Annotated in this window: 22 protein-coding genes; all 22 read right to left on the bottom strand. The window is 34.9% G+C overall.

Annotated features, from left to right (window positions below; all coding sequences use genetic code 11):
- Positions 1 to 189: 189 nt before the first annotated feature.
- Positions 190 to 1,491 (bottom strand): LysM peptidoglycan-binding domain-containing protein, encoded by a 1,302-nt coding sequence (locus IGJ52_RS02485; RefSeq protein WP_438791876.1) that lies wholly within the window; start codon positions 1,489 to 1,491, stop codon positions 190 to 192.
- A complete protein-coding gene (locus tag IGJ52_RS02480; RefSeq protein WP_438791875.1) occupies positions 1,488 to 1,724 on the bottom strand; it encodes a phage holin in 237 nt (78 codons plus the stop codon). The genes IGJ52_RS02485 and IGJ52_RS02480 overlap by 4 nt, the downstream gene beginning before the upstream one ends.
- Entirely contained in the window at positions 1,717 to 1,938 is a 222-nt protein-coding gene (locus IGJ52_RS02475) for a hypothetical protein (RefSeq protein WP_002374005.1), read from the bottom strand. Before IGJ52_RS02475 ends, IGJ52_RS02480 begins: the two co-directional genes overlap by 8 nt.
- Before the next feature lie 73 nt (positions 1,939 to 2,011).
- Positions 2,012 to 3,133, bottom strand: coding sequence for a pyocin knob domain-containing protein (locus IGJ52_RS02470; RefSeq protein WP_438791874.1), 1,122 nt, complete (start codon positions 3,131 to 3,133; stop codon positions 2,012 to 2,014).
- Between the two features lie 11 nt (positions 3,134 to 3,144).
- A complete protein-coding gene (locus tag IGJ52_RS02465; RefSeq protein ID WP_256968977.1) occupies positions 3,145 to 3,273 on the bottom strand; it encodes a hypothetical protein in 129 nt (42 codons plus the stop codon).
- A 19-nt stretch (positions 3,274 to 3,292) separates the two neighbouring features.
- Positions 3,293 to 5,707 (bottom strand): gp58-like family protein, encoded by a 2,415-nt coding sequence (locus IGJ52_RS02460; protein WP_438791873.1) that lies wholly within the window; start codon positions 5,705 to 5,707, stop codon positions 3,293 to 3,295.
- A gap of 16 nt (positions 5,708 to 5,723) precedes the next feature.
- On the bottom strand, positions 5,724 to 6,089 hold the full coding sequence (locus IGJ52_RS02455; protein ID WP_010821551.1) for a DUF6711 family protein: 366 nt from the start codon (positions 6,087 to 6,089) through the stop codon (positions 5,724 to 5,726).
- Between the two features lie 10 nt (positions 6,090 to 6,099).
- A complete protein-coding gene (locus tag IGJ52_RS02450) occupies positions 6,100 to 10,635 on the bottom strand; it encodes a phage tail protein (protein ID WP_438791872.1) in 4,536 nt (1,511 codons plus the stop codon).
- A 9-nt stretch (positions 10,636 to 10,644) separates the two neighbouring features.
- Entirely contained in the window at positions 10,645 to 11,004 is a 360-nt protein-coding gene (locus IGJ52_RS02445; protein ID WP_002406125.1) for a hypothetical protein, read from the bottom strand.
- Between the two features lie 32 nt (positions 11,005 to 11,036).
- Positions 11,037 to 11,447 (bottom strand): DUF6096 family protein, encoded by a 411-nt coding sequence (locus tag IGJ52_RS02440; RefSeq protein ID WP_002406126.1) that lies wholly within the window; start codon positions 11,445 to 11,447, stop codon positions 11,037 to 11,039.
- Positions 11,448 to 11,503: 56 nt separating this feature from the next.
- On the bottom strand, positions 11,504 to 11,962 hold the full coding sequence (locus IGJ52_RS02435; protein ID WP_010815137.1) for a hypothetical protein: 459 nt from the start codon (positions 11,960 to 11,962) through the stop codon (positions 11,504 to 11,506).
- Positions 11,963 to 11,981: 19 nt separating this feature from the next.
- Positions 11,982 to 12,344 carry a hypothetical protein gene (locus IGJ52_RS02430; RefSeq protein WP_002406128.1) on the bottom strand — a complete coding sequence of 121 codons (363 nt, stop codon included), beginning with the start codon at positions 12,342 to 12,344 and terminating at the stop codon, positions 11,982 to 11,984.
- The gene (locus IGJ52_RS02425; protein WP_002406129.1) at positions 12,341 to 12,880 is read right to left on the bottom strand and encodes a hypothetical protein; all 540 of its coding nucleotides are present in this window, start codon (positions 12,878 to 12,880) and stop codon (positions 12,341 to 12,343) included. Before IGJ52_RS02425 ends, IGJ52_RS02430 begins: the two co-directional genes overlap by 4 nt.
- Positions 12,880 to 13,221 (bottom strand): hypothetical protein, encoded by a 342-nt coding sequence (locus IGJ52_RS02420; protein WP_002406131.1) that lies wholly within the window; start codon positions 13,219 to 13,221, stop codon positions 12,880 to 12,882. Before IGJ52_RS02420 ends, IGJ52_RS02425 begins: the two co-directional genes overlap by 1 nt.
- A complete protein-coding gene (locus IGJ52_RS02415) occupies positions 13,202 to 13,540 on the bottom strand; it encodes a phage head-tail connector protein (RefSeq protein WP_002415688.1) in 339 nt (112 codons plus the stop codon). The genes IGJ52_RS02420 and IGJ52_RS02415 overlap by 20 nt, the downstream gene beginning before the upstream one ends.
- Before the next feature lie 13 nt (positions 13,541 to 13,553).
- Positions 13,554 to 14,591: a major capsid protein gene (locus tag IGJ52_RS02410; RefSeq protein WP_002406133.1), complete on the bottom strand. Its 1,038-nt coding sequence runs from the start codon at positions 14,589 to 14,591 to the stop codon at positions 13,554 to 13,556.
- A gap of 15 nt (positions 14,592 to 14,606) precedes the next feature.
- A complete protein-coding gene (locus tag IGJ52_RS02405) occupies positions 14,607 to 15,257 on the bottom strand; it encodes a DUF4355 domain-containing protein (RefSeq protein WP_010818755.1) in 651 nt (216 codons plus the stop codon).
- 160 nt (positions 15,258 to 15,417) lie between these two features.
- Complete coding sequence (locus IGJ52_RS02400; RefSeq protein WP_010821544.1) at positions 15,418 to 16,566, bottom strand: minor capsid protein; 1,149 nt, start codon at positions 16,564 to 16,566, stop codon at positions 15,418 to 15,420.
- Positions 16,567 to 16,878, bottom strand: a complete 312-nt coding sequence (locus IGJ52_RS02395) for a ribosomal-processing cysteine protease Prp (RefSeq protein ID WP_002406137.1) — start codon at positions 16,876 to 16,878, stop codon at positions 16,567 to 16,569.
- A complete protein-coding gene (locus tag IGJ52_RS02390; protein WP_010815133.1) occupies positions 16,859 to 18,286 on the bottom strand; it encodes a phage portal protein in 1,428 nt (475 codons plus the stop codon). The genes IGJ52_RS02395 and IGJ52_RS02390 overlap by 20 nt, the downstream gene beginning before the upstream one ends.
- 13 nt (positions 18,287 to 18,299) lie before the next feature.
- Positions 18,300 to 19,604: a PBSX family phage terminase large subunit gene (locus tag IGJ52_RS02385; protein WP_002406139.1), complete on the bottom strand. Its 1,305-nt coding sequence runs from the start codon at positions 19,602 to 19,604 to the stop codon at positions 18,300 to 18,302.
- Positions 19,576 to 20,340: a phage terminase small subunit gene (gene terS, locus IGJ52_RS02380; protein ID WP_438791871.1), complete on the bottom strand. Its 765-nt coding sequence runs from the start codon at positions 20,338 to 20,340 to the stop codon at positions 19,576 to 19,578. Before terS ends, IGJ52_RS02385 begins: the two co-directional genes overlap by 29 nt.
- Between the last annotated feature and the right edge of the window lie 38 nt (positions 20,341 to 20,378).

Raw genomic sequence — 20,378 nt, 5'->3', positions numbered from 1 at the left:
TGTTTGGTAAAGACATTTTACCGCTTTCTTTTTTGAATTTCAACAAAAAATGCACCTATCTTAGGACTTGGAAAAGATAGGTGCCCCCTTCTTTTACTCTCATAAAAGAAGGTCAAATATGGAAATATCAAAAGGTAACTATATTTTAAATCAGATACTTTTTATTTTCAACCGATTTTGCCAAAAAAATCAGTAGCTCAATGTTTGACCAGGATAAATCAAGTTAGGATTTTCTAGTCCGTTTAATACAGCTAATGTTTGATAAGTCGTACCAAGCTTAGCTGCAATACTTGATAAATTATCACCGTATTGAACCGTGTAAACATTACTTGTTGCTGATCCATTGACTTTTAAAACTTGTCCAGGATAAATAAGATTTGGATTTACCAATCCATTTAGCGAAGCTAAGGTTTGATAGTCTGTTCCGTATTGATAAGCAATGCTTGATAATGTTTCGCCATATTGAACCACATGTGTTGCTTCTGGTTGTTTGTCAGGAACAGTTGCTGAATCTGGCAATAGTTCAATATCACCTTTGCTAATCCACGACAAGATACCTTCAAGCAATACTCTGCTTCCAGTTACTTCTTGTACTTTATAGCTGTTTCCTTTTACCCAATCTGGAATAGCTTCACCAGTTGCCCAAGCATCTACATTAAATTTTACTTTGACTGTATCGCCAACTTTAACATCAGAACTTGGTGTATTTTCTACTTCTTTACCTTCCTCAATAGCTGGTGTGTCCGTTTCTGGTTTGTCTGTTGCAGTATAACCATTATCAGTAATACCTGTTAAATCAACATTCCCATCTAACCCACCAGCAATATAAGTTGAGGTAAATTGCCAAATGCCAATACCATCCATGCTTGGGAAATAAGCATACAATGGATATGGTGACACACCATCGATAGGATACGCAGCAATCCATAAAGAGTTAGGAAACTCTTTGATGATTTGTTGATAGTTTACATGATTTAGTGTAAATGGCTTATAGCTGTAATACATTGGAGTATAGCCAGCCTGTTTGATTCTGCGCATACCGTACAAAATTGTCTCTGTATTTGCTGCTTTTTCGGCATCTGAACTTACATATCCTCCATATCCATCTGGAACACTAGCCAACGCTCCATGTTCAAAATCTAATGCAACGATGGAATTTTTAGGCGTTTGAATACGTGGCAAAAAGTAATCCATTGTTGTTTTCGCAATGTCCATGTTTCCCCAAGTGTCATACCAAATATAGGTATGCGCACGTTTACCTTGTGCAATAGCACTTGCTACTTGCGTTTTATATGTGTATTGTTCATAAATACCGCTAGCATTGTAGCCACCAATCTGGGCAATAGCGAATTTATCATGTGCATAGCCAAAACGGCCTTGTTCGCCTTGGTAAATCGCCCAATCCACACCTTGGTCTCCTTTTGCGGCAAACATAGCTGTAGGCATAAAAAACAGAGCGACAAGCGCCCCTGCTAAAATTTTCTTTTTCATTTATTTGTCTCCTTTTTATCTGATAAACCAGGCGTTGTATGGTCTGTCACAATTCCTAAAATAGTTAATACAACAAACACTGCATTGACAACATCTAGCAGTTGCTGATTAATCACATCAATTTGAAATTTATACCCAAAAGGAACTGCAACTACTTGAATAAGTAGCAAAACTGCAGGAATAAGAGACAACCAGAATTGTTTATTTTTTATTCTTAATTTCCAATCAATCATTTTTATTTCCTCCAATTCCTCGAAAGAGGGTTTTATTTTGTTCTTCCAATCGACTAATGCGCACTTCATGGTTATTTAATCGGTCAACAGCCTGCTTTAGTTCTTTCATACTATCTTCTAATTGAGAAAACACATGATAGAATTTCATTAATGCGAAGATAATTCCGCCTAAAAATGTAATTAGCGCTAACCATTGTTCTAGTGTTAAGTTCATCCTGCACCTACTTTCTACTTACAATAAAACCGCTTAGCTTTCGCTAAACGGCTATATTTGTATTATTCATTACTTATGTTAACGATCCATCAGGTAATCTGTTAAGAATTGAAACAGTACCGCCATTTAAAGAGCCTTCTTTTGGAAAAGGATCTTTAGTCAGCCAAGAACCTTGTACATAAGTATTTCCATTGTGCGAACTACCAAACCGGATATCTTGTGGCGATCCCTCTGCAATTGCCATGTAGTTTTTAGCTGCAGATTGTGCGAATGCCCATTGTGATACTGACAAGCTATTATTAAAATACGTATTTGAGATTAAATCGCCAAGCGTTCTAAAACCCATCGGCAAATCATAAATAACCGGCATATCATTACCAAATTTAGTATAATCCTTAACATTTATACGCATATTGAAAAATACCATGTTTCCTACTCTACAGATGTCTACTTTACTTTCCGTTGCATTGATTGCATCTTTTGCTACTTGAACTTTATTAGACAAATCCAAAGAAGTTCGTAAATAGCGATAAACTTTGTTTGTTGCTAGTATATCTTCAGTTGATGCAATATCCACTCCTGATATTTTGGGTTTTTTTTTAAAATTCTTTACCCCGTCTATTTCTTGATTATTTGATAAATTCACAACATTCGGTGCAAATGCGACTTCTTTCCAGTCTGTCCATGTTGAAGGGATTCCACCAAATTGGCGAATGACCATTGTTCTCTCTGTTTGAAATAATTGTCTGACTCCACCTGAATCTTTATTAACAATCAAGCTTCCAGAGTTTGGTAATGGCTTATTTTCTACCCCTGTAGCTGGAATCGAATAAATACCTGGCTCCACAGCATCATTTAAATCTGATATTTTAGAATTTTTCCTTACAAATAAACCATTTTCTGCTTCAGTTTGTTCAATAAATAGATTCTCTGATTCTTTTTTTGTATACGAACTGCCCAATGCTGCGAATTTTTTATTAGATTCTTCTTTAGTATAAGCTCCTACCTGTTCAGAAGTTACCTTATGAGGATTATCAAACTGCTTAATATGACTATCAATGTTTTCATGTGAGATTGCGATTCCATCTTCTACATGATTCATGCGTTCAGATGTTACAACTGCACCTAACGCTTTATTTTCTTCTTCTGTCTTTAGTTCATCATATGTTTGCCAATGCTGTTTTTCATAAGACATAAAAACACTCCTTAATCATTACTCTCTTTATTAGATAGAACTGCTTTTAAAGCTGCATTTTCATATTCTAACTCTGTTATTTTTTTTAATAATTGATCAATTACTTGTTCTGACGAAATTTCCATTTCTTTTATAGGCATCATATGCTCTCCTTTTCCACTATTGAGGCTGGCTCAGTCTAACATCTTCATAATTTTTTCTATATGCAATAATATTCCAAGAAAAAGGTATTTCTGGCTTGTCACTTTTTACAATAAAATAGGTGCTTTTTATTTCTTCTACCCAAATTGAACCTTCTCCGTAAGGACTTAACATAACATGGTAGTTTTCATTGTTAGTAAAAATTGTTTCTAAGAAAATAGATTCGATTTCAATTTTTACTTGGCCATCTGATCCAGTTACTGATTTTCCATAATCTGCAAAATAATATTCTGGAGTTTCATAAGCATTTAATAAACGCTGCCCATGGTTTTCTGTATCAACAAGAGAATTTTTAGAGCCAGTAACACGTAAGTTACCACTAATTTCTGTTGATACACTTCTGATACTAATACTTCCGTTATTACTTAAAACACGAACGTCATTATTACCTATATAGAATCCTGTATCTGTCGAATACAATCTAGGATTTTTATTTGAAAAAGAATAATAATCAAATCCCGTCGGCTTATAACTCAGACTACTTTTGCTTCCTATTATATTGAATGTATCCAAATATGCTAAGCCAGACATATCATTTGTTGCCCCATAAAATGATAAAAATGACTTGCCATGTTTTTTACTTCGAATTGTAAATGAACCTTCATCTGAAACATCTAATCTTACGTTTCCTTCTTTTTGGTTCATCAATGTCGTATAGAAGCTAAATATCTCTTTTCCATCACTATTCCGCTTCCAAGTTATCGCACCATTATCTTCTACCATTGTAAAATCTTGTCCTATTGATGTTATTGTTGCACTCTTTATTTTAACTCCTTCAATATTAACTGCAGTCAAAGTACCCGTACTAATTGCGCTAGCATCAAGATTAACTACCCGTATTTTGCCCGCATCTAAAGTTCCTACTTTTATTGTTCCAGCATCTACAGAACCTATCATCCCGTGAGTAATAATCGCATCATCAATTTTTGTTTGATCTGTTAACCAAATTTTTGCACCTGTAATTTTAAGCCATTCTTTTCCATCCATTTCTTGACTTAAATTAATTGTTTTCACGATTTCGTCGGAAGGGGTAGAATTTTCAATTTTCTCCTTAATATCTTCATCTAAAGCAGTTGAGGTTTGCATTACCCATTTTCCATCTCTATATATCCAAATTTCAGTATCTGGACCATTAGGTTTAAACCACAGGTCCCCTTCTTTCGGATTTTTAGGTTCGTCTGTCCCATCATATACATTATTTTTACCAGCAGCATCAACTCTAGAATATAAATCATCTAGTTGTTGTTGAATAGGTCCTTTGAATTGAGTTGTTTGTGATGAAATAGCTTTAGTGTCGGCTGAACTCGTTCCTTTTAAGCCACCTCTATATTCTAAAGAATAGCTTAGATTAGGACTTTTGAATTTGTTACCTTCTCTATCTGTAAAAGTAATCCAATCTCCAACTTCCAATGCTGGATTACCTCGCCAAGATAAATTGTATGGGTAAAAGTTTAAATTCCTTAATTTCACATACATATCATCTAATAATGTTTGTGTCATAGAATTATTAGATAACTTTATCTGAGCTCCTTTATCGGAACCAGCTTTAAGTAATATAGTTTCACTACTACCTTCTTCATCAGATCTTACTTCACAAGAAATACCGCCAAGCTTGTACATTAATTCGTTCTTTTTTAGGCCTTTCATAAAGTATTCACTTGGCGTTATTTGAAAGCGTGGATCTGTCAGATTTCTTATAGTTAAAAGTCCATCTCTATTAAAATGAGCGTATCCGCATTCAAATTGTGCTATCATTCCAATTGCTTGTCTATAAGTACAGTTTTTAGGAGTTTTTATTCTAACCGTGCTTAATCCATTAAATGACGATAAATCAACTTTAATACCAGCTTTATTAGCAATATCAATTGCAATATTTCTTATTGTTTCCATTTCAGGTAATTCTGACTTGTACATTCCTTCCATATAAACGAAACTGTCTAAAGCTTTAATTGTAGTCTTTTTCTCATTTCTATCAGGATCTGATTCTGTAATATAGAAAGTTCCCATATTAACATATTCATATTCAGTTGGCTTATATCCAACTAATTTAGCTGAACCTATCTTAGCAGAGCCTACTTTTGCCGGTTTAACTGAACTGATATCACTTTCTGCATCATGAATTACAACACCTAATTCAATTACGATTTCGTCCATCTCTTCAAACTCTGTAATTACTGAACAAAATTCTATTTCTAAAGAGTTAGAATACGTAGAGCCAATTTGTAGGCTGTCTCCGACCATTGCACCATAGTCAAGTTTTAAATAATTAACGTCATTACCAGTGTATACTTTATTTTTTGCAGTTATACGAGTGACGATATTTCTATCCATGCTTTTTATTTTTTCTAAAAATCTTTCTGAAACTTTTAACATGTATACTCCTTTCTGCCTACTGTTCAATAAAGTTCATTTCTAATCCTTCCCACTTCAATTCTTCAAATTTACCATTCCATGAATAAGAAGGAGCTGTTCTATCACCTACATAAAATGTTTTAACTCTTTGCCTTCCAATCAAGGGGTCTGGGTATTCAACTTGAAAGAAATTACTTTTTACAGCTTGCAAAATGGAAGAGACCTCTGAATCACTCAGAGGCCCCCACTTCATCGTTAATTTAATTTTCTCTGCAATTACATCTCGTACCATTTCTCCATTAGCATTTCTGCCGCTAGAATCAGCATCAATTGCTTGTATCCCTACTGAATATTCTTTAGGATATCGAACAGTCTGTCCGTTTATTTTTAACATTCCAGACATAGTTTCACCTCTATATTTCAAGTGCATTATAACCAATTTTCCGATTATATTCATTAATTTTAGAAATAGCAATTCGAGCAAATTCTTCTCCGCCTATGTTTATAATTATATCACCATCCCGATTTTGCGAAGCTGATGCACCAAGAGAACTCACTAGGGACATAATTGCATTAACCAGAGAATTCTCTAGTCTAGAAATACCATAACTATTTACATTATTTGGAGAGGAATTGTTAAAATCAGTATTATTTATTGTACTTTGTGACGAATATAATTGGTCAGGCATACGCAGATTTTTAAAGTCTTTAAATTGATTATCTGGATTAAAAGGATTTGCGCCAGCTGGAACAACCATTTCTCCTTTATGAATCATTGCTAATTGGTCCTCAGGTACCCAAGGTGTTCCTTTAGCATAGCCATGTCCATGACCAATAACTTGAAGCATTCCTGTAACTCCGTATCTGTTTTTTGCATAGTTTATTGCTGCCAATGAATTGTCAAATCCATTAAAAATATTTCCATGACCTGGGAATTTATATGCATTGAATGTAGCAGATATTGTTTGTAGTAGCCCTTTTGCAAGGTCTCCTGAAATAGTGTTTACATCAACATATCCACCTTGTACTGCTTTTTCATTTCCTCCAGATTCAGATTGCACTTGCCTTAACCAAGCACCAGTATATGTTTCATTAGAAGGTAATCCATTCATACTTAAAGCCTTTTTAATAACAGGCCTCCATCTTTCAACTCCAGTACCTTTTGGGGATTCGCTACCCTCATCAAAGAATTTTTTAACAAAACCGACTGCGCCTTCAGTCATCTTTGATATTCCACCTTTAGCAATTGACAGTGCGGGTTCAAACACTCCAGATAAATCAGTAAATTTTGATACAGCAGCATCTAATACTTTTTTAGGATTGGTTGCATAGTCCCAAATATTCGAAGCTAAATCTTGAAGATTATCCAGCCACCCACTAGTTCCTTTAGCATAATTTGGTATTTGATTTCCTGGTATAACCTGAGAACCTTTAGGTAAGTTAACTAACAAATTTCTTTGTTTAGGGAATAAACCAGCTCTTCCGTCAGGCAGCATAAACATTTCTTGATAACGGCTGCCAGCAGCATCATTAACCATTGCATACCCTCCTGGATGTCCATTGGTACCTTTTGCATACCTTGGAACTTCCCACGCAGTTAAACGATTACTTGATCCTACTGCTCCTAGTACCCAGTTAATACCATTGATGACTCCATTTACAGCGCCCCCAATAACACTAACAATTCCATTACCAATCGCTGCTGCTCCTCTTTTCACAGCATTTACACCTCTGCTTAATCCTGAGCCTATTTTTTCACCCATTCCAGATGCCCAAGAAGCTACACTATCAAATGCATTTTTTGCATTTGATTTGATTGTGCTCGAATAACTTCCCATTTTTTCTTTCATATTCGACCATGCACTAACAGCATTATTTTTTGCTGTATTTGCTTTATCAGATACTGTACTTTTTACATTTTCCCAAGTATCAGATGTTCCTCTTTTTATTTCACTCCATTTATCTGAAACATTAGTTTTAATTGTAGATACTTTATCACTAACTGATTTTTTTGTATCTTCCCATTTTTCAGAACTCCATTTTTTTACACTATCCCAAGCTTCAGATGTAGAATTTTTAATTCCATTCCACTTTTCATTAATCCATTTACCTAATTGTCCTGCTTTTTCTTTTACTGTATCCCAGTTTTTCCAAAGTAACACTCCGGCTGCAATAGCCGCTCCTATCGCTACTGTTATAGGTCCTCCTAAAATACCAACTACTGTACCAATCGCTGTTCCTACTGCAGAAAGCACTCCACTAAGGCCACCAATACTCGAAAGAAAAGTGAAGATTCCAGATAGAACTTCAACAACTTTCACAGCAGCTCCTATTACTTTAATCGCTCCTACAAATGTACCAAAAGCTATAACGAAATTTGAAAAACCTTCTGCGTGTTCTGAAAGCCATTGACCAATTGTAGACAACACGTCACCAAGTGATTTCAATACATCAACTACTATACCCCCTGTCCATTCAGCTAGGGGTTTTAATACATTGTTCCAAAAATAATCAAAAGCTGGCTTAAATGCGTCAATGACGCCACTAAGTAAATCAATAACTCCTTTTAACGTATCTAAAAATGCTGGTATTAAATCTTGAATAGTATAGCTTGCTAAAGGTAATAGGACGTTTTTATAGAACCATTCTAACCCTTCTCCGACCTTGTCAGCTAATGGACGAATGCTTTTCAGTAAATTTTTAACACTACTTAATAACGGCGTAAAATCAAGAGTTTTAGCCCAATCAGCAGTCGCTTTAGTTATACCATTTATGTGACTTAGAATATCATCAATAATTCCAAGAATTATTGAAAAGATTTCTCTTCCAGTATTATTAGATTCCCATGCTTTCTTTAATTGATCAGCAATATTACCTATTGTCTTAAAAATATTAGTATAGATTTCTAATATATTAGCAGCAATTGATTCGCCAGTACCGTCATTCCACGCATCTCTAAAAGCGGTCGCAACACTATGCAAAAGTTCTAAGATAGAGTTCCACATATCAAATATAGATTGTATAAGGGCAGTTCCTCTACCATTGTCTTCCCATGCTCTTCTAAATGCACCTGCTATGTCACCAATAATATTTAATACATCTGCTAATAATATTAGAAGATTTTCAATAAATCGCTGACCTGTCCCATTAGTCCATACTTCCATAAATGACTTGCCTATAGCTTTTGCCAATCCTATTACTTCTTTTAAAGCATAGTTCCAAGCATCTATTACTTTTTTACCTTGATTATTCCAAGCATCTTGAAATGGTTTGAAAAAATCTTTAAGCAGATTTTTAAAGTTTTTCATCCACGCTGGCGGCTGGTAATCCCCTGTTGCTGCACCAAAATCAGTAGACGGTTTGTTAGGTTTATCTAAGGAACTATCATCCTCTTTGTCATTATTCAGACTCAATTTATTGATTTCATCAAACCCCATCAATACTCGTTCTAATTTTTTCACTTTTTCCTTAGTTTTTTCTGCAGCATCTCCAGTATCTTCCAATGCTTGAATATCATCATAAAGTCCACTAGCTCCTGTCTTTGCTGCTTGATAAGTAGTTCCAAAAATAGATGCTATAAAAGCTGCAAATTGACCTGTTAACGTTGCAAGTGCATTCATTAACGTATTAACTGCTGGTAAAATCGCTGTGTAAATGGGATAAAAAGCAGTCATAAGATTAACTTTGATCTGATTTAAAGAATTAGAAAATTGTTCATTGGTCCTAAAAGCTGCAAACAAATTTTTGGCTAATCCAGATATTGCTCTTCCAATTAATTGATAAACAATTAATGATGGTAACAATCCACGCATCGACTGACCTAGCTGTCCAGTTCGCCGAGACATTCCTTGTGTTCCTCGATTAACTTTATTACTAGTTAAAGAAAATATGCTACCGAATTTACTTACAAAACCTAGACTATCTTTAAAACCATTGCCTAATCCTCTTGATCCATGAGAAAGAGCATTTTGCATACGATTAAATACTCCACCATATCTTGAAACTGCACGCTCTGATTGTTTCATTCCGGCTCCTGTTTTAGTAGCTCCATCTACAGCATCTCCTGTACGAATTGACGAAGATCCCAACGCCGTATTAATTCGTGCTAAAGCTTTTCTCAATGAATTAGCTCTATCTTCTGTTTTAGCATATTCTTTTTGCAATCTATCATTGTCATTAATTAATTTATTCATTTTGACTGATTGCTTTTGAATAGCTTCTGCCGTTTTGTCTGATGCAGGAGTATCTTTAAACTCTTTAAAACCATTTTGAAAAGTACCTTTCGGAATCCTTTGGTCTTCATACGTACTTTTTAATCCTTTTATTTTCTTTCTCATAGCTTCTATTTGAATTTCGTTCAGTGCCATTTTTTTCACAATGTTATCTAAAGAACTTGGCACCGAGTCAAATTCAGATTTTATCCCTTTGGCTAATCCCTTTGCTTGATCATGAAATTTAGTCATATTTGCTTGCGCTCTTGCGATTTGTTCATCGTATTTAATTGTTTTTCCCGTATCACCTTTTGCAGATGCATCTTGTCTTTGTGATTTTAAATACGCAACCTTCTCTTGTGCTGCTTTTGCTTGACCCATTTTTGCATTAATTTCATTGACCAGAGCGTCAACCTCTTTAGAAACTTTTGGTTTTGCTTTCCTTATACCTGATGCAAAGTTATTTCCAATATCACTTGATGCATCTTTGGTATTTTTAGAAATAGTATTAGTCATACGCTCAACATTTTTAGACAATTCATCCAATTGCTTACTAAACGCTTGTACGCCTTTATCTATATTTAGATTTTTTTCAGTTTTATCCATGCTATCTTTTGAAGTACCTTCAATTTTCTTTAACATAGAATCAAACTTAGGCCAAACTTTCTCCATAGCTGCATCGATTCTTGATAAGTTAACATCTAGCAGAACTTCTAATGTTTCAAGTTCTATCGCCATATTTTTCACCTACCTTTCTTCAATCATCTTTCGTTTCCTAGTTTCTTTAATAGCCTTGGCATTTTTCATTAAAATATCCTGATCTCTATACATTGAGTCTTCTTGAGTGTTGTATTCTTTTATTCCTTGATTAACCACTTGTTCAACGTCTTTCAAAAAAGGATATACTTCTTCAAACTTAGGGAATTTTTTTGGATCATTAAAAGCATAAACTGCTAATTTTTGTTGAGAGTAATCGAACATTGCTTTTTCTCTCAGCTCGTTTTCTTTACACTTTTTGTTGGCTTGAATCTGTACCATAAGCTCATCAAAAGTCATAAGCCAATATTCTGAAGCTGGGATGCCTGCTTCTACAGCTTGTGGATACATAGCCTCTAGAAGCTCACTTAAAGTGCTGTATGTTACAGCATGCTTTCCTCCTCGGTTACTTCCTGATCCAGAGATTCCCCATTTGTCTCTTCTTTCTCCGTTTTTTTCTTTCCGAAAAAACCAGATTCATCTAAGAAATCATTAATTTCTGCAAATAAATCCATTGTAGTTTTGCCTGAATCAATATATTTTTCGAATGCATCAACCATAACCTTATCTGTTACACCACTCGTCTTATTTGCTCCTTGCAAAATGATAAGTAAACTATTTGCAGGTGGTAATTTAAGTTCCCCTTGTTTTTTTACAAATAATCCCATGATACCTTCATCTAATCGCTTTTCAATGTTAAGAATAGATTTCCCATCTAATCGCAATTGAAGTGTTAAGTCACCAAATTCAAACTCTTTTGTTAAAGGCATAGCTACTAAATTATTTTTTGACATTTACATTTCCTCCTAAATAAAAGAGCAGAGAGTTTCTCTGCTCTTTAAATTGTTGTTTATTTTGTTGTTGGAGCAGTGACAGGTGTAAAATCTGGTCCTTTGGATACTACTACAACTAAATTAAAACCAATAGCTTGATTGACTTCTGCTCCATCAAATTTATAATCTGGTTCTCCTGAAAAAGTTGCTGTTAATCCATCAGGATAGGTAATCGTGAAATCAAATGATTTGCCAGATTTTACCATAGTATGAATATCATTGAAGTTTGTTCCTTGATAAACGATAGCAAATTCTAAGCTTTCACTATCTTGTAATCCTTTAATATATGCTTTTTTTTCTGAACCCAAGTGAGTCACTTCTACTTTTTCAGGGTCTGTTCCTAATGCTGGAATGGATTTTACTGCTGCGATATCTTTTGAAGTTGCCCCATCTTTGTATGACAACTTAGTGCCTTTTGATAATAGCCCTTCAAATGCTGGTTCTCCAGCAAATAGTTGTAAATCTAATTTTTTCATTGTCGCTACCTCCAAATTTTCATTTTTTATAAACATATTTTGTTACATTGTCAACTACACCAGTTAGTTCAATGATAACTCGATGCATATCAGCTGTGTTTGCATCTTTACTAGTACCTGTAAATCCTATAGAATTAAACTTCTCTATAACTAATGACGTCAATGCAGTCAAACTAGTATTTCCATATAACTCAATAGTAATCATCCAAGTTGTCTGTAACTCTTTTTTTTGCGAATCGATTTCTTTTGGTTGTGAGCTAGTTCTATATATCGCGGAAGGGAATGAGGTCCAGTTACTTGGATAATCAGTTGCAACTTTCTTAATCTCTTTAACTTGTGTAAGTAATTGATAAACAATAGGTTTCAAGTCAATCTTATTCATAATTCCCTCAGCCTTTCTTTAACATGCTTTATATATATTTCTGAAGCTTGTTCAATCATTTCTTGAAGTGACGGATACAAGAACGGTCTCGAGGGCTGACCTTTAGTTATGAAAAAATCTTGGCCTTGAATCGTAATTTTTGGAATACCATACATAGCTTCTAAGTCTATTGCTACTTTTTCAGCCGGGATAAACCAAGGTTTCTGCGAATAAACAGGCATTATTCCAGTCGGAATGTCTTTAGAACTTGCTTCTCCAATTTGCCCAGTACCAAACTCTCTGTAAATTGCTTGTTCTTTATCTGACCAGACACGGCCGACAAGATGACCACTCGCATCAACTACAACCTCATTTTTTAAACTTCCTGACAGTTCACCACTTCCGTATTTAATGCTGGAAGCCAAGCGTAGTTCTGCAGCTCCCTGAATCAATTCTGTAAGTTCAAAAGTCGCATCCCATGCTGCATCAGATATTAACTCTGTCGCTTTCTTGGTTTTACGTTTAAGGCGGTCTAAGCCTCTAATCTCAACACCCATTACACTCCTCTTTTCTTTAATGTGATATTTAAATGAGAAGAGAAAGGCTGAATTGATTCAATCTCATAATCTGGATCATTTTCTGGTTTAACATATAAACAAATGCCATCTTTTTCATTTCTATTTGGCTTTAACAAATCTCCTTGATATTTACAGAGTTTGATATAAGGTAAATGTTGACCATAAATTGTAGCTGCTACTTGTCCACCTGCAGACTGAATATTCATGTGTAGTTCATTGAACTCACTTGAATAGGTAACAACGTCATTTCCTTCATCATCTTTTTCAAGATGACGTTTTTTCAAGTAGGCAACAACCAAATTACGTTTTCTTAGACGCATAGTATTTCACAACCTTTCCTATGCGATAGTTATTCAATCCAGATTTTAGCTTTTCAGGAATATCTGTAATAAAACTTTGAGAGACACCACCCTCTGAGCGTGAAGTCTCTCCCTCGTTCCCTTCTTGATTCCAAGTGATTATTACTAGTTGACGAGCGTAATAGTATAGCTTGTCTATCATTTTTTCTCTATTGGTATAATCAAGAACTAAAACAATAGCATCCTCTAACATTCCTTTGATTTTTTCAGATTCAGTCTCATCAATTCCAAGTCGAACAACAAGTGCTTTTGTGTGCTTGATTACTTCTTCTTTATCCATAAAGATTACCCCTTTATTCGCCCGTTCCTCCACCAGGAATAACAGTTTTAGGAACCCAAAGTTTATGCTTAAATTGAACAATACGAACATTTTTAGACTCATAAACACGTTCCCAGTTTCCTCCTGTAGCTAATTCTGCATTCGTAGGTGATGAGCCCGTAACAGTTTTATTTGTAAATTTCACTCCGCGTGGATGCAATAAGAAGTGTTGACGGTTAACTAAAATATCATCTCCAGCCAATGCATCCCGGTCTGTTTCTGTAGGAACAGGAGCTGCCCCATTACCTAAACCAATAGCACCTTGCCCGAAAATATAGGATGTAAAAACATCTCCAGATACTGGCATTCCGTCATCAACAATTACACGTTTTCCCATGTAAGTAGGAATCTTCGTGTTGTTAGAATCTAATAAGAATTCAATCAAGTTTTGCTTACGTAAGTTCGCATAAACAGATGAATGGACTGCGATCGCAGTTAGTTTTTCTTCGGCATCACCTAGTTTATAAGATGCATCTAAGAATGTTTCGCCAGTAAACGCTGAATCATTACCAGTTTCGGCTGAAATATCTAAACTATTTTCATTCATCTTAGTAGAAGCTGCTCCAAACACACCTTTTAAGACGCTTAACAAAGTAGCTTGTTGACGACGTGCCCAATAAGCAGCGACCAAATCACCGATCGCACGCATAGGATCATCCCCAGATAGAGCCTTAGATAAATCATTTACTTTCCATGCTTTACCTCGCATTAAAAGAGCAGCGACATCTTGACTAGCAGTAATTTTATCTGTTTCTAAAGAATCTGTATCAGATAACACTTCATCTTCACCAGTTAAGTCTTGCCAAAACGGCATGTTAATCAGCTTACCACCAGCAGTTGCTAACGCATCTAGTTCTGGGTCTTTCACAACAATACCTGACTGATACAATGCTGATAATTCAGCTGTACGTTCAATAACATAACTATTGAATACCTCAGGTACGATGACATCTTCGATCTTCGTTTTCGCTGCAAATATTTGCAAATTCATTTTAATTAAACTTTTTTTCATTTTTTCTCCTACTTTCTATTTATTAACTAATGCTTGTAAAGCTTTAGCTTTTTCTGGGTCTTCTCGTAGCAATCTTCCTTGTTCTGTAAGGTTTAAAGTTTCAGGCGCAAAAGGGTTTATGTCAGGAATAGATGCATTCGATCCTAGCGGTGAATCAACCGAACTCAACAGTGCCTGGTCAACAGCAATTTTTAACGCTTCGTCCCAAGCCTTTTTAAACGTTTTGACATCTTCTAAAATTTCTTCTGCTGTATCACCTTTAATACGCGAAGCTAATTCTTTGCTAATTCCGATTGACTGCAACTGGTTACCTTTTTCTACAAATAATTGTTCCTGTCTAAATGCTTCTTTTTCCTTTTCGAAATCTGACTTCTCTTTGTTGAGTAATTCTTTTTGTCGTTCTTCCTCACTAAGTTTTGCTAAACGAGCAGCTTCATTTTTTTCTTCTTCGAGCTCTTTCTGCCAACGTGACTTTTTGCTTTTGACAATAGAATCAACTTCTTTGTCATCTTTAAAACCAAATTTTTCTTTAATTGCTGTAATTTCTTCATCGCTCAACTCATCTACATTCAACTTTTTGGATGTTTCAGAACCGTCTGGAATATCTGTTTCATCTTTTTCAGCAAAGAATTGTAGATTTAATAGCAACAGTTTTTTTTGTTCCATAGTTAGTACTCCTTCCATATCTTTTAAAGTGGATAAATGCTTGCACTTCCGGAGCTTTTAACGTCATCACGCTTGGACATAATAAAAAGCCCAGCAGTTGCTAAGCTTTCGTTTCTATCAGTTTATAACCTGAGGTTCAATTCTCTAAAATCCAAATAAATCACAACCCTAATATTTTTTTCTTTTGCAAGGCTATCTTTTCTTCTGGATACTTTTCTTTAAGCTTATCCATCCATTCATTATAAGTAGTTGCACCTCTGATAGGCATTGTATCGCCACTGATTGGATCTATAGCTTCCCTAGGAAGGTTCAATATTCTTTTACTATAGATAATGGCAATTGTTCTACACCAGGGATGGAATGGAGGATATGTTCCGTTAGCCCCATTAACAACCGCTTTGGAAACTAAATAGACTTTATGATCTTTATTTTTACAGATTTTAGAAGTTTTCAAATCTAAAACTGCGACAAGCATATAGTATTTTATGCCTCTATTTTGCCATGCTTTAAGTTTCGCTTGATTTGACATATAATTCGCTTCTGTACGAATCAAACGCCTTGCAACACCAATAGATCGGTCAAACTCTCTAGCTATTGTCTTAGCCATTTCAAACTCTGACATTCCTGTCATTGACTCAACTGTGAACAACGCTTCTAGCCTTGTTGCTAAAGCTTCAGTATCACTCCACAAGCGTTTAGAATAATTTGATCCATGCCAATGACTATCAAGGATGTTTTTTGTGTATCTAGTCGATAACTCTTTAAACTGATAACCTTTTTTATTCCATACTTCAATTACAAGGCCGTTCTTAGCATTTTCTTTAGCTTGTCGAATAACTGATTCAGCAGTTGCTTCACGATAGGATTCATGAATAACATCGATATAGAACTCTGTTTGCTTTTCTAGTTGTACATTAGCAATTTGTTTAGAAACTAAAAAAGACTTGGCTTTTAAGTCCTCAGCTTTAGTTATTCGTTTTTTAAATGCTAAACTGGTTAACTTTTTCTTGGCTTCTTTTTGTAGAGTAGTATTACTTATTTGTTCAGACAAGACCTTTAACTTTACAAGTTCCGAAGGGGATACAGTTTCGTTCAGCAATCTCCTTGCTTCTTTTTCATCTAACCCTGTACGCTTTTTTGACCTATCAAAGAGCTTTCGGGTTTGTTTAGTCAAGTAGTATTGTGCTTGACGATAGGCTATTATTAATTTATCCTCTAGCGCTTTTGCCCCATCATTAATTCTTTTTTCCGCTTTAATATTTCGTAATTGCCAGTATGTTTGTTCGTCCTGTTTCTTTTTTTTAGCCATTTAATTAGCTCCTGATTTTTCATCACGATTAACTATTTCTATATGATTTGGATATTCTTTTGCTATTTCGCATAAGTTTTCATAAAGAACAGTCACTATATACTGAGAATCTTTGATAATACCTAACTGAATAGATCCATCAACATCAATCGTTGCGGCATGTTGCTTTATCAATACATTAGTCACAGCTATATATAGAGCTGATACACCAGCACAAATAATATCTTGTCCTTTTGGGGCAAAGTTTGCATGTCCTGAAATGGAATAACTTACATACTGATTATCTTCCTTTTTAAATATTGCTGTAATCATCGTAATTATCCTCCTCAGAACCTTTATCTAAATCGCTATGGCTATCTTTAGCTTGTACACCTAACGCTTTCTGATTGAGCTCAATAGCTTTCTCTTTTTCAGTATTAAGCTGTTTTAGAACCTCATCAACATCGTCTATATCAGGCAACCATCCCAAAAGAACTTTAAGGGGCAAGATGCCAGCTTGATAAGCGCTAACGATTTGATTTATAATATCGCTAGTATTGACAGGTAAATTAGGCTTAAGCTTGATTTTTGTTCCTTGAGCATCAATAGAATTATCTTTAACTTTTAGAATGGTTTCAAATAGTTCCAATCGTTTCCTCAAACCTTTAATCATGTATCTTGATTTAACAGACATGAGTTGTAGCAAGCCAAACAATTTATATTTCATCGCTTCTCCACTAACATTACCTGAAAACTTTTCATCATTCATATCTGGCACATACGTAATCTTATGAATATCATCTAGAATTGCTGATCTTAAAAGATTCACTCCGTCTTCATTTAATTCTTTAGTAAGATAACCAGCATCTACTTCACTTGGCAACGCACCTGTTTGAAGCATTTTTTCTTTTGCTAACTTTTCACCATCTCCATCTTCCAACATAAACCCTCTTATGAATAAAATTGCGTCAACAAAAGCTTCTTTATCATTTAATCGATCAGATTGCAGTAGATTGTAAGCGTCAATTAATGATATAGCTTGTTCAAAGTCTCCTTGCTTCTCTTCGTTGTTTCGGTATTCAATCACCGGAACTGCTTTAAAATAATGTGGTTTAGCATTTATAAACAAGTACTCACCAGATCCTCTTGATTTAGCATGATAGGTTATCACTCTGTTGTCGTTATAGTACTTAATTACATAATGATCTATCCCCCCTTGAAGTGTTAACACTGGCTGATAATGAACGGCAAATAAAGGATTTTTGTCTACTGTATCGTCTGTCACTAAAAAGATACCTCTTGGATCAATACATTTGATTTCTAGCTGTGTGGCATCATTATCCTTAGTCTTTTTCAAATATACAAGCTCATATCCAACGCCAAATGTAGACAAATCTTTCTCTAGTTCAGTATCATGAGAGACTATATCTACCCGATCGTAAGCTTCTAAAATAGGCCCAATATTTTTATCTGACTCTGCAACATATGAAATTGGATTACCTACCATAAAGCCTACATTCATATCAACAACATATTTTGCATGATTGATCAGAACTTTATTATTAGGTGCTCCTTCATTTTCTTTTGTTCGTTTTAAAATATCATGTTTACCATCATAATAATCTGATAGTTTTTGTAATCTTAATAATTCTTCCACATGTTTGTTGATACAAAAATTAAGAAGTTCAGCTGAAGGTTTATTCAAATCGCCAGCTATCTGTCTATTAACTACTATTGACACAATATCACCTCTCTTAAAATCCAAATTTAACTTTATTCGTAATGCTTACTTTTATATTTCTCATATCATCGCTAAATGCATATCGCGTAGCATCGATTGTGTGATTATCTTTATCTTCTAATCTTGGCTTAGGATTGCCATCTTTATCAGTTTGATAATCAATGTTTTCAAATTCATGTGCTATGTTTGGTGTTCTCAAAGGGTCTATACAAATGAAGTCTAGATCATCAAGCCATCCTTCCCCATATTCAACTGAATCAGGTCCCTTTTTCACTCCATATAGTTTCTTTATGGAATGCTCATTAATAAGCTCAGCTATCGATTTTGGTTCAGCCGAATCTGCACCAATCCTATCAGCTTCATATCCTTTTGCTTTTACTTTTTTAGCTAATTCCCGATTGCTAATTTTAACACCGTATATCTCATCAATAGCATAGATTCCATTTTTCTTTTTATCATAATGCCATCTAACAAATGCTAGTGGATCAGTAGCATAACCGAAGTCAAGACCGTTTCTGATATTATCAAAGTTAGCTACCATCTCATCAGTAATACAACCTTTTATTACTCGTAAATTATCAAACGGAACAACTCCTGAACCAATAGCTTTGCCGTCATACTCCCACTCAGCACGTTTCGGATTCTTAGCTCTCGTGGCATTAACTTCTTCAATAAATGCTTGAGCTATGAATGGATTATCCTTATATGTTGAATGATGAACAAAAGTATTCTCAGGTTGGAAGCTAGATTCATATTTCTTATTAACCCATGATTGTCGTCGCTTAGGAGGATTGTACGAATAAAAAAATTTATAAAAAAGACCATCTGCTAATTCACCACGTAGCAATGAGTTAGTTATGGTTTTTACATCATCTTCAGTTTTAAACTCGGCTAATTCCTCAATCCAAGCTATAGCAAATGGAAATCTTGAATCTTTTAATGACTTAATCCTTTCTGGATTCTGTGCACCACGAAAAACAATATAATTCCCCCTGGGTTTATAGGTGATTTTCATAGGACTTTTATTTACTTTAAAATACTTAGACACGCCTTGTTCTTCAATAGCCCACTTAATCTGTTCAAAAATAGATAGCTCAATCGTATTATCAACATATCTAATGGCCACAGCATTTACAGGATATCTCATAATCAATTGAACGATTATGTGTGCTATGCCAGATGATTTACCTGACCCACGGCCACCTTTTTCAACAACATGTAATATATTTGAGTTTAATGCTACCCTCCAAGTAGTATGAAATGCTTTAGGAAGAAATTCAGATAATTTTTTACTCATATTCATCACCTGATATATCATCAATAAAAACTGGCATATCCATGTCTCCATTTGTAGCATCTAAACTAGCTTTAACTTTTTCAGTTTGAACTTTCAATAGTTGTAATTTGGCATCATTTGCTAGCAAGGCATTCTGTTGCTTAACAGCCTTTGTTAACTGATTGCTAATTCTAGTCAACGCATCTTCAATAGCTAAGATGTCATCTAACTTTCTAAATGTTTTACGAGTTACTTGAACGTCTTGCATAACTTCACGTTTTATTTCTAGCTTTCTACCGTCTTTTTCAACTGGTGTTTTAATTTTCCTTAGCTGTTGTAAGCGTTCAACTTCTTCATCATTTAGTCCTTTTTCAGCTTCTTTGATACGTTTCATCATTCTAAACTGCCGTACCTTTAATAAGCGAATCTCATCATTCAAAATAAAAAAAGGATCATCATTCATAGTAGAATAGATGTCCTTTTCTTCATCTGAAAGTAAGTCAGCGAATATAGTTTCAAATTCACCAGTCTTTACAGCGTTTTTATTTTGTTTAGGGGCAGAGGCATTCTTATTGCCTTTGTTGCCTATGGCATTTTTATTACCTTGGGGTGCACCCCTATTTGCAGGTTGCACCTCTTTGGTTGCACCCCCTCTTTGCCAACTGTCACGCTTTCGCCACGACTTCAATGTGTTAAGAGGAACAGAAAGTTTTTCTGAAATGTCTTTGTACTTCCAGCCATCCTCATAATATTTCTTTGCTTGTTCCTTTTTATCCATGCGACATAAAACACCACCTCACGATACTTATTAATTGA

It is taken from the genome of Enterococcus sp. DIV1758 (assembly GCF_051711985.1).
Classification (GTDB): domain Bacteria; phylum Bacillota; class Bacilli; order Lactobacillales; family Enterococcaceae; genus Enterococcus; species Enterococcus faecalis.
The sequence above is the reverse complement of the archived record's forward strand: the minus strand, read 5'-3'. Positions and strand labels throughout refer to the sequence as shown.